Source organism: Nocardia vinacea NBRC 16497, from assembly GCF_000308835.1.
Classification (GTDB): Bacteria; Actinomycetota; Actinomycetes; order Mycobacteriales; family Mycobacteriaceae; genus Nocardia; species Nocardia vinacea.
This window is the reverse complement of the sequence record NZ_BAGN01000198.1, coordinates 20211-30721: the sequence shown is the minus strand read 5'-3', so window position 1 is coordinate 30721 and position 10511 is coordinate 20211. Positions and strand designations below refer to the sequence as shown.

Genomic DNA, 10511 nt, shown 5'->3' with positions numbered 1-10511 from the left:
CGTATACATCGGCGCCGAGCGACCCGCTATCGGTGACCACGACGGAGCGAGTCTTACGAGCGACCCGTTCGCGGCCGGTCTCGCGTCCGAGTCGTCGGAGCGCATGCGCCGCACGCGCTTGGGACTCGACCATCCGGCGCGTATACATCGGCGCCGAGCGACCCGCTATCGGTGACCACGACGGAGCGAGTCTTACGAGCGACCCGTTCGCGGCCGGTCTCGCGTCCGAGTGGCCGAAGCGCATGCGACGCAGTCGCGAGTTTCGGCCGCTCGGACGCGAGACACCAGGGGGCCGCGAACACGCCGCGCCGGAGGCGCGGCCAAAGATACAGCCAAATTGTTGAGTGTGTCGGTGCGATCGCCTACGGTTTCGCGGCATGCGGATGCTGCACACCTCGGACTGGCACATCGGGCGCACATTCCATGGGGTCGATCTGCTCGCCGATCAGGCCGCCGCGCTCGCGGCCATTGCCGAATTGGTGGCCGCGGAATCCGTTGACGTCGTCGTATTGCCGGGGGACGTGTACGACCGATCCATTCCGAGCGCCGACGCGATCGCGGTGTGTATCCAGGGATTCGAGGCCATCCGCGCGGCCGGGGCGCAGATCATCGCGACCTCCGGCAATCACGATTCACCGACGCGCCTCGGTGCCGGTGCGAGTTTCGCGGCGGCGGGCGGGCTGCATCTGCGCACGACGGTCGCCGCTGCCGATCAGCCGGTGCTGTTGTCCGACGAGCACGGCGCGATCGCCTTTTACGGCATCCCGTATCTCGAGCCGGAGATCACCCGCACCGAACTCGGTGTGCCGCAGGCACGTTCGCATGCGGATATTCTGAACGCGGCAATGAGCCGGATCCGTGCCGATATCGCCGAGCGTCCCGGCACCCGCACCGTCGTACTCGCCCATGCCTTCGTGGTCGGTGGCGAGGCGACCGGTTCCGAGCGTTCGATCTCGGTCGGCGGCGTGGAGACGGTGCCGCTGTCGGCATTCGACGGCATCGACTATGTGGCGCTCGGACATCTGCATTCACCGCAGACGCTCTCGGAATCGGTGCGCTATTGCGGTTCCCCGCTGCCGTATTCGTTCGCCGAGACCTCGCACCGCAAGGCGGTATGGCTCGTCGATCTGGACGCCACCGGCCTGCATTCGGTGCGGCGCCGCGACCTCCCGCTCGTCCGCGGGCTGAGCCGCCTCAGCGGTACCCTCGACGAATTGCTCAGCGCCGCAGCCTATTCCGAGGCCGAGGAGCACTACGTCTCGGCGACGCTCACCGACTACGCCCGCCCCGTCGACGCCATGCGCAAACTGCGCGAACGCTTCCCGCATGCGGTGCACGTGGAATGGTCACGTCCGGAAGGAAACCCGGAACTGCGCTACCGTGAGCGCGTGCACGGTCGCCGCGATACCGAAGTAGCGCAGAGCTTCCTCACCGACGTCCGCGGCGCACCCACCCCGGGTGAAATGGCCTGGCTGGAACGGGCACTCGCCGCCGCGATCCGCGAACCCGACCGGGAGATGCCCGCAGCGGTCGCGCCCGCTGGGGAACTGTCCGCATGAGCGGCCGTCGTACGCTCAGACCGGTCACCAGCGGACACCGCTCGGGAGAATCCGTGCCGGGCATGCGGAACACCCTTCGCGGCGTTCGTTGTGCAACAGCTTTGCCTCGGGCGTGGGTTCTTGGAGCGGGGGCGCGTCCGGTGGACGTTTCCTGTTACGCAAGGACGACGCACCGCATGCCCGCGATGTCGACTCCGCTCGAAGGGGCCGCTGAATGAGGCTGCACCGGCTGGAGATGACCGCATTCGGCCCGTTCGCCGAGACCACGGTTGTCGATTTCGACGCGCTCGGCGCGGATGGGCTGTTTCTGCTGCACGGGCAGACCGGGGCCGGAAAGACGACGGTGCTGGATGCGATCGCATTCGCGTTGTACGGCAGCGTGCCGGGCGCACGTGGCGAGAGTAAGCGCCTGCATTCCGATCATGCCGACGAGCAGACGCCGCCGCGGGTCGTGCTGGAGGCGACGCTGGGTGGCCGACGGGTGCGGTTGACGCGCTCACCGGAATTCCAACGGCCGAGCAAACGGGCCAAAAGCGGCTGGGTCAAAGAGAATGCCGCCGCGACGCTGGAATGGTTGGACGGGCGCGGCGCGAACCTCGCTCGCCTGACCGATATCGGCGACGAGATCATCCGCCTGCTCGGCATGAGCGCGGACCAGTTCTTCCAAGTCGTGCTGTTGCCCCAGGGTGATTTCGCGCGATTTCTGCGCGCGGAGAACGAGGAGCGCGAGAAGCTTCTCGAAAAGCTCTTCGACACCGAACGTTTCGGCAGTGCCGAGCAGTGGTTGGCGGACAAGCGCCGGGCCTCGACGGTGGACGTGGAGTCGCGTAAGCAAGGCATCGATCGGTTGATCGCACAGGTCGCGGTGGCCGCGGGGGAGACGGCGGCCGAAACCGTCGGACCGCTCGAGGCAGTCGGCTGGTCGCAAGATCTGCTCGCGACCGCGCGTGTGGCACTCACCACGACCGCGGCGGAAGCCGAACGGTGCCAACAGGAATCGGTGCGCATCAGGTCCCGTGCCGAGGAGCAACGTCGCCTGCACGAACTGCGCCGTCGCATGACCGCGGCCCGTGAGCGGCTCGACGAATACGCGGCCGCGGCCGACCATCGCGCCGACCTGCAGGCCGAACTCGAATCGGCCCGCCGTGCCGCGCCGGTCGCCGAGGCCATCGATGAGGCTCGCGCCGCGGTAATGCACGCCAGGCGCAAATCGGACGAAACCCACCGCATCGCAGCACGATTGGCCGCACTGCTCGCCGAACCCGCCGGCGTGGATGTCGCGGGCTTGGAGCTGATCACGGTCGAGCGCGGCCAGGACGGGGTGCCGACCGTCGTCGCCGACGCGGATGTCGATGCGGCCATTCGACGGTGGAGCGCCCAGATCGGCGCGCTCGACGAGGTGAGCGCCGATGCGACCACCGCGACCCGGCTCACCTCCGAACTGGCCACGCTGCGTGATGAGGACACCACACTCTCCGGCCGCGTGGACAAGCTGAACCGAATGCGTCAGCAACTGCCCGAATCGATCGCCACCATCGAGGCTCGGCTGCGCGAAACCACCGAGGCCGCGGCCAAACTGCCAACCCTGACCGCCGAATGCGAACGCCTGCAGGCGGCGGCGACGGCGGCAGTCGAACTCGCCGGTCGCAGAACAACTCTCGATCACGCCCGGATCGAATTGGAGTCGGCCCGCGCGGCGCACCTCGATGCCAAGGAACGCGTACTCGACCTGCGTGAGCGCAGGCTGGCCGGAATGGCCGCCGAACTCGCCGGTCAGCTGACCGACGGAGAGCCGTGCACGGTATGCGGCTCGGCCGAACACCCAGCACCGGCGCGCGCCGCGGCCAGCGCGGTATCGAAAGACGCCGAGGATGCGGCGGCCACCGCCGAGCGCGCGGCCGAGGACGCCCGCGACCGGGTGCTGGCCCGAATCACCGATCTGGACCGCGAAATCGACGCCCTCATGGCCCGCGGCGGCGATGCCGACCGCGTCGAACTGGCTGCCGCTCTGCGCGCCGCCACCGACCGCTACGAAGACGCCGCCGAACTCGCCACCCTCTCCGACAGCCTCACCGCCGAACTGTCCCGCCTGCGCACCGACGAATCGCGCCTGCACGACGAACTCCGCGAATCCGATACCCGCCGCAGCACCGTCACCACCCGCATCGCCGCCGCCACCGCCCGCCTGACCGAACTCACCGACCGCCTGCGCATCGCCGCAGGCGCCGACGAAACCATCGACCGCCGCCGCACCCGCCTCGACACCCTGATCGGCGACGCCACTGCCCTTCGTGACGCCCGCAATGACGAGTCGGCCGCAATCGAGCAGGTTACGGTGATCGCCGACCGAGTCGAAAGCCTCGCGCTGGCAGCGGGTTTCGTCATCGGGCAGGCCGACAGCTCCTTTGCGACCGGTTCAGGGGGAACGACCGGCCAGGTGGCTGGTCCGAATGCTTCGCAGCCGACCGATCCTGAGGGCACAGCCAGTGGTGATGCGGTCATCGACGCCGACGGTACCGGCGCTGGTGCGGTCTCCGATTCAACCGAGGCGAGCGTCGACCATCCAGAAGCCGCAAAGGGCGCAGTCGGTTCGGCGGCCGACGCACGGCCACGCGATGACGTGGCCTTGTTGACGGCATACGCGCGGGTGGTCACCGCTGCCTCGCGAACCGCGCAGCGGCAGAACGAGATCGAAGCGGAATTGGTCGCCGCGGACCGAGCTCGTGCGCATGCCGAGGCCGTCCTGGCCGAGCCGGATATCCAAGCCGCCGCCTCGACCGAACCCGGCGACCTCGCGGAGTTGGAGTCCGCCGTGGCCGCCGCGCAGACCCAACTGAACGCAGCTGTCGCCGCGCATGCGGAGGCCACTCGGCGGGTGCACCTGCTGGAGGACTTGGGTGGACAGCTGTGGGCCGCGGTCGATCGGATCGCCCCGGTACAGCGCGCCCACGAAGAACTGGCCGCGCTCGCGGAGGTCGTCGCGGGCCGAGGCGAGAACAACCGCCGAATGTCATTGCGCTCCTATGTACTTGCCGCTCGGCTGGAGGAGGTGGCATTGGCGGGTTCGGTTCGTCTGCGCCGAATGTCCGGCGGCCGCTACGAATTCGTGCACTCCGACAAGGCGGGTCCGCGCGGCCGTCGCGGTGGCCTCGGCCTCGATATCCGCGACGACTACACCGGCGCCGTCCGCCCGGCCAAAACCCTCTCCGGCGGCGAATCCTTCATGGCCGCACTGTCATTGGCTCTCGGCCTCGCCGATACCGTGGCGGCCGAATCCGGCGGCGTGGTGCTCGACACCATTTTCATCGACGAGGGTTTCGGCGGACTCGATGCCGACACCCTCGACGCGGTCATGGGCGTTCTCGACGAACTCCGCGCGGGCGGGCGCGTGGTCGGCGTGGTCAGCCACGTCGACGAAATGCGGCAGCGTATTCCGAGCCGTCTGCACGTCATACGCGGGCGAGCGGGCTCCCAACTCCGCGCCACCGTCGCTTGAGCTCGGGTGCCGATCGTCGAGTGGCAAGCGTGACACTGCGCTGGTCGGACCGGTGGAGGTCCAGCTCACAGCGGTCGTTCGGTTGCCCTGGCACCGCCCGCCGCGACCCCTGGCGCCAGATACCGCCATTTGCCACACGCGATATCCGGTGTGTCACCGGTGCCCGCATTGCGCAGGTCGAGTGAGCTGCCGAAGTCGGTCAGCCAGGCGTCGCCGTCATCGGCGAGGATGATGTTCTCCGGGGAGATATCGCAGTGCAGGAGGCCGCGATCGTGGCAGTGTGCCAGCGCGCTCGCGATCTGCTCGCCGACTATGGCGGCTCGGGCCGGGCCGAGTTTGCGTTGCTCGCGTACTACCTCGGCGAGCGAATATCGGACATTTGAGCACGACGTCGCGGCCGAGGTCCGCATCCGTCGCCCGCCAGGCCATACCCTCGCCGCCGAGCTCGAACAGCTCCCGCAGCGTGTACCGGCCCGCGATGCGGTCTCCGACGCCAACCATGCGCCCGCCCTCGTAATTCGGCCCATATCCCGATTTTCCGGCCCAAATCTCGCGAACGCAGTGTAACGCTCAGGGCTACATTCAATTGTGCTGCTCGACAATTCGTGCCCACCGCTTGCTGTTCTGGTCGGTCTCGTCCGGTGGTGCCACAGGGGTTGTGGCGGATTTCCGCTAGCGTCCGGTGCGGGTTGCTGCCATTGTGGATTGGGTGACGATCATGGCTTTGGATTTCGAACGCTGCTATCGAGCGGTATCGACCCGGGACTCCCGATTCGACGGCCAGTTCTTCACTGCGGTGCGAACTACCGGAATCTATTGCCGCCCTTCATGTCCGGCGATTACACCGAAGCCGTCGAATGTGACGTTCCTGCCGACGGCCGCCGCCGCGCAGCAGGCCGGATACCGGGCCTGCCGCCGCTGTCTGCCCGATGCCGCACCCGGATCACCGCTGTGGAATACCCGCGCTGATCTGGCCGCTCGGGCGATGCGACTCATCGGCGACGGCGTCATCGAGCGTGGCGGCGTGCCCGCACTGGCCGCCACGCTGGGCTATTCGCAGCGCCAGGTGACCCGGGTGCTCACCACCGAACTGGGCGCCGGTCCGCTGGCGCTGGCCAGGGCGCATCGCGCGCACACCGCGCGGCTGCTGATCCAGACCACGAATATGCCGATGTCCGATATCGCCTTCGCGGCCGGATTCGCCAGCATTCGCCAGTTCAACGACACCGTCCGCGAGGTATTCGCGGTCAGTCCGACCACCATGCGCACCGAGGCGCAGCGGGTGACCCGCTCGGGCAGCCACCTGGTGTCCGCCACCAATGGATCGCTGACGCTGCGGCTGCCTTTTCGGGAGCCGCTGGACCGCGGCTGGCTCGAGTGGTTCCTCTCCTCGCACGTCGTACCGGGCATGGAGCTATGGGAAGACCGCGCCTACACCCGGAGCCTGCGCACCCCGCACGGACATGCGACGACGCGGCTGAGTTTCCAACGTGATCACGTGCGCGCCGAACTGTCCCTGCACGATATGCGCGATCTCGCACCGACCGTCGCACGGCTGCGGCATCTGCTGGACCTGGACGCGGACCCGGTCGGCATCGATGAGGCGCTCGGCGTGGTGCCCGCCGATACCGACGTCATCGAGACGTCCGGGCGAGATCTCCCGGACGCCGGTGCGGCACCGGCCGACCATCCCTTCAATGTCGGTGCGGCCTCCGTCCGCCGTGGCCGGGCCCGCCCGCCGTTCACGCCCGGTATCCGAGTGCCCGGCGCGCTCGATGGTCCAGAGTTATTGCTGCGCACCATGATCGGTCAGCAGATTTCGGTATCCGCCGCCGCGACCCACACCGCTCGACTCGTCGAGGCGCTGGGCGAGCCGATCGACGGACCGGTCGCACGGCTGTTCCCGACACCGGCCGCGATCGCCGAACGCGGGGCCGAGGTATTGACCGGCCCAGCGCGGCGGATCCGCTCGATTGTCGGCGCGGCCTCGGCTCTCGCCTCCGGCGATCTGATGCTGCACCAGGGTCGCACCGCCGCCGACCTGCGCCGCGACCTGCTGGCGCTGGAAGGTGTCGGACCGTGGACCGCCGATTATGTGACCATGCGACTGCTCGCCGATCCGGATGTGCTGCTCGACACCGATCTCGTCGTGCGCCAAGGCGCCACCCTCCTCGGCGTCGATCTCACCGATACCGCGCGCTGGGCCCCGTGGCGTTCGTATCTGTCCATGCACCTGTGGAAGGCCGCGCTCGCCGGTCGCAAGGCCACACCGCCGAAAGCATCCGCGACGAAGTCCGTCGCCGCACCGAAAGCGAAGACCCGATCGTGACAACCGATTTCGCGACCTCCGACACTCCGATCGGCCCGTTCACCGCGCTCGTCGATGCGGACGGTGCCGTCCTCGCCTCCGGCTGGACCACCGACGCCGAGAACTTGCGGCAGTTGATCCATCCGAGTCTGCGGCCCAGCGAGCTACGTGGGCGCGATGACCTCGGCGAGGTGACCCGTGCGATCACCGCCTATCACCGCGGCGAGCTGACCGCCATCGACGCGATCGAGGTGCGTCAGCAATCCGGCGAATTCCTCATGCACGCATGGGAAGTGCTGCGCAAGATCCCGGCGGGCGATCCGGTCACCTATACCGAATACGCCGCCATCTCCGGCCGTCCCGACGCCACCCGCGCCGCCGCCAATGCCTGCGCACGCAATGCCGCAGCGCTTTTCGTGCCGTGCCACCGGGTGCTGCGCATCGGGGGCGCGCTCGGCGGGTTCCGTTGGGGGCTGCCGGTCAAGCGTTGGCTGTTGGATCACGAGCGTGACGAAGCTCAGTTGACCATCGACTAGTCGGATCGTTCAGCAGCAACGATTCTGCGGATTGGTATCCGCGTCCGCGTGCCGACGCCGCCAATACTCGCGCTCCGACGGAATCTCGCAACCGGGGTGATTGCGCTGCAGATGGTCCACATAGCGCTGGTAATCCTGACCGCCGAGCACCGCGTTGAACCATGAACCGAATGCGCGAACCCTTGCCGCACAGGCACTTCCGGCCGACCGCAGACGCCGAATGACGGCCGGTCGAGGTGACCGGCCGTCATTCGGCTGCGCTGCTGCGGTCAATGTTCCACGGCATCCGCTGTCGCGCCCCTGGCATGTGCGGCGCCAGGTGCCCGGACCTGCCCCGATTCGATCAGGGCATCCCACTCCTTCTGCACCGCCTTCTCTTCCGCGGTGGCGATGAAGCCGCGCGGTGCGAAGATCTTCGACGGTTCGTCCGGCGTTTCACTGCTCGGTCCGCCGCCCGCCCGCCAGGCACGGAAGCAGACCACCACACCGACCACCGCGACGACCAGCACCAACACCGCGAAGATGACCGACAAACTGCCCTGGATGAACGTGTTGCGCACGATCTTGTCCATGTCGTCGGCATTCTTGGCGGGTGCCAACAACTTTCCGGCATCGCGGGCGGCACTGTAATTACTGTGCTGCTTCCAGTAGCCGAGCTTCGGATCGGCGGAGAAGATCTTCTGCCAGGACGCGGTCATCGTCACCGTCAGATCCCAGATCAGCGGCAACGCGGGAATCCACGCCCACTTGACCAGACCCTTCTTGATCAGAATGGTCAACACGACGGTGAGCGCGATCGCCGCCAGCAACTGGTTGGAGATGCCGAACAGCGGGTAGAGCGTGTAGATGCCGCCGAGCGGATCGGTGACACCCATCAGCAGCACCGAACCCCAGGCCGCGACCACAATGGCCGAGCACAGCCACGCACCGGGCCGCCACGACGGATCCTTGAACTTCTTCGCCGGACCACCCAGATTGCCGAGCGAATCCGAGAGCATGAAGCGCGCGACGCGGGTACCGGCGTCGATGGTGGTGAGGATGAACAGCGCCTCGAACATGATCGCGAAGTGGTACCAGAACGCCTTCAGCCCGGAGCCGCCGAGGAATCCGGACATCACCTGGGACATGCCGATCGCCAGTGTCGGCGCGCCACCGGTGCGCGAGATGACGCTGGTCTCGCCGACATCCTTGGCGGTCTGGGTCAACTCACCCGCGGTGATCGGATCACCGCTCAGGCCAAGGGAGTTGGTGTATGCGGCGGCCTTCTCGGCGGTACCGCCGGTGAGACCCGCGCCCGCGTTCATGGCGAAGTACAGATGCTGGTCGATGATGCTCGCGGTGATCATCGCCATGATCGCGACGAACGACTCCATCAGCATGCCGCCGTAGCCGATCATCCGCGCATGCGACTGCTTCTCCAGCAGTTTAGGCGTGGTACCGGAGGAGACCAAGGCGTGGAATCCGGACAGCGCACCACATGCGATGGTGATGAACAGGAACGGGAACAGGCTGCCCGCGAAGGACGGACCGTTGCTGTTGTGCGCGAACTGCGATACCGCGGGCGCCTTCAGCACCGGCATGGTGAACACGATGCCGAGCGCGAGCAAACCGATGGTGCCGATCTTCATGAACGTCGACAGGTAATCGCGCGGTGCGAGCAGCAACCACACCGGCAGTACCGAGGCGATGAAGCCGTAGACGATCAGCAGCCAGGCGATAGTGGTGCCGGACAGTGTGAACAGGTCACGGCCCCAACCGGATTCGGAAACCCAACGGCCGGAGATGATCACGAACAGCAGCAGTGCGAAGCCGATGACCGATACCTCGCCGACCCGGCCCGGCCGTACGAAGCGCAGGTACAGGCCCATGAACAGGGCGATCGGGATGGTCATGCCGATGGAGAACACACCCCACGGGCTGCCGCCGTGCAATGCGCCGTCCGGACCCTTGACCGCGGCCAGCGCCTGCACGACCACGATGCCGAGCACTGCGAGCAGGATCATCATGATCACCAGCACGGCAACGATCGCGGCGACACCGCCGATCGGCCCGAGTTCGTCGCGGGCCATCTGCCCGAGGCTGCGACCGCGGCGCTTCGACGAGGCCCACAGCACCAGGTAGTCCTGCACCGCGCCGGCGAGGACGACGCCGACGATGATCCAGATGGTGCCCGGCAGATAGCCCATCTGCGCGGCCAGCACCGGTCCGACCAGGGGACCGGCGCCTGCGATGGCGGCGAAGTGGTGCCCGAAGAGCACCCGCCGGTCCATCGGCATGTAGTCCTTGCCGTTCTCCAATTCCTCGGCGGGCGTGGCCACATCGTCTCGCGGCTTGGTGATCCGGTATTCGATCAGCCTGGCGTAGAACTGGTAGGCGGTCACATACGTACAGATCGCCGCGATCACGATCCACACCGCGTTCACGTTCTCACCGCGGGAGATGGCGAGGATGGCCCAGGCTATCGCTCCGACGACCGCGATCGCCCCGAAGATCGCCTTCTTCCGTGGCGTGATCGGGGAGTGATCGACCACCCCGACGGGCGGCAGATCGGGATCCGTCCGCAAATATTCGATTGTCGCCATCCGCTTACTCTCCTGAAAAACGCGCAGGAT

The 10511-nt window shown here is 67.4% G+C and carries 7 protein-coding genes; 4 read left to right on the top strand and 3 right to left on the bottom strand.

Features of this window, described 5'->3' with window-relative positions; translation table 11 throughout:
- Positions 1-377: 377 nt before the first annotated feature.
- Positions 378-1559: an exonuclease SbcCD subunit D gene (locus tag ON44_RS27460; protein WP_040695182.1), complete on the top strand. Its 1182-nt coding sequence runs from the start codon at positions 378-380 to the stop codon at positions 1557-1559.
- 214 nt (positions 1560-1773) lie between these two features.
- The gene (locus tag ON44_RS27455; protein WP_040695181.1) at positions 1774-5055 is read left to right on the top strand and encodes an AAA family ATPase; all 3282 of its coding nucleotides are present in this window, start codon (positions 1774-1776) and stop codon (positions 5053-5055) included.
- Positions 5056-5120: 65 nt separating this feature from the next.
- Here the strand turns inward: ON44_RS27455 and ON44_RS27450 are convergent, their stop codons facing one another.
- Entirely contained in the window at positions 5121-5465 is a 345-nt protein-coding gene (locus ON44_RS27450; RefSeq protein ID WP_040695180.1) for a protein kinase domain-containing protein, read from the bottom strand.
- A gap of 308 nt (positions 5466-5773) precedes the next feature.
- Here ON44_RS27450 and ON44_RS27445 point away from each other — a divergent pair, with 308 nt between their 5' ends.
- Positions 5774-7384 carry a DNA-3-methyladenine glycosylase 2 family protein gene (locus ON44_RS27445; protein ID WP_040695197.1) on the top strand — a complete coding sequence of 537 codons (1611 nt, stop codon included), beginning with the start codon at positions 5774-5776 and terminating at the stop codon, positions 7382-7384.
- The gene (locus ON44_RS27440; RefSeq protein WP_040695178.1) at positions 7381-7899 is read left to right on the top strand and encodes a methylated-DNA--[protein]-cysteine S-methyltransferase; all 519 of its coding nucleotides are present in this window, start codon (positions 7381-7383) and stop codon (positions 7897-7899) included. The genes ON44_RS27445 and ON44_RS27440 overlap by 4 nt, the downstream gene beginning before the upstream one ends.
- A 9-nt stretch (positions 7900-7908) precedes the next feature.
- Here the strand turns inward: ON44_RS27440 and ON44_RS54120 are convergent, their stop codons facing one another.
- A complete protein-coding gene (locus tag ON44_RS54120; protein WP_373283215.1) occupies positions 7909-8256 on the bottom strand; it encodes a YbdD/YjiX family protein in 348 nt (115 codons plus the stop codon).
- Positions 8169-10481 carry a carbon starvation CstA family protein gene (locus ON44_RS27430; protein WP_040695177.1) on the bottom strand — a complete coding sequence of 771 codons (2313 nt, stop codon included), beginning with the start codon at positions 10479-10481 and terminating at the stop codon, positions 8169-8171. The genes ON44_RS54120 and ON44_RS27430 overlap by 88 nt, the downstream gene beginning before the upstream one ends.
- Between the last annotated feature and the right edge of the window lie 30 nt (positions 10482-10511).

Excerpts from the sequence above, each read along its gene's own strand:
- ON44_RS27455 (WP_040695181.1), top strand. The coding sequence starts at position 1,774 with ATGAGGCTGCACCGGCTGGAGATGACCGCATTCGGCCCGTTCGCCGAG.
- ON44_RS27450 (WP_040695180.1), bottom strand. The coding sequence starts at position 5,465 with ATGCGGACCTCGGCCGCGACGTCGTGCTCAAATGTCCGATATTCGCTC.
- ON44_RS27430 (WP_040695177.1), bottom strand. The coding sequence starts at position 10,481 with ATGGCGACAATCGAATATTTGCGGACGGATCCCGATCTGCCGCCCGTC.
- ON44_RS27460 (WP_040695182.1), top strand. The coding sequence starts at position 378 with ATGCGGATGCTGCACACCTCGGACTGGCACATCGGGCGCACATTCCAT.
- ON44_RS27445 (WP_040695197.1), top strand. The coding sequence starts at position 5,774 with ATGGCTTTGGATTTCGAACGCTGCTATCGAGCGGTATCGACCCGGGAC.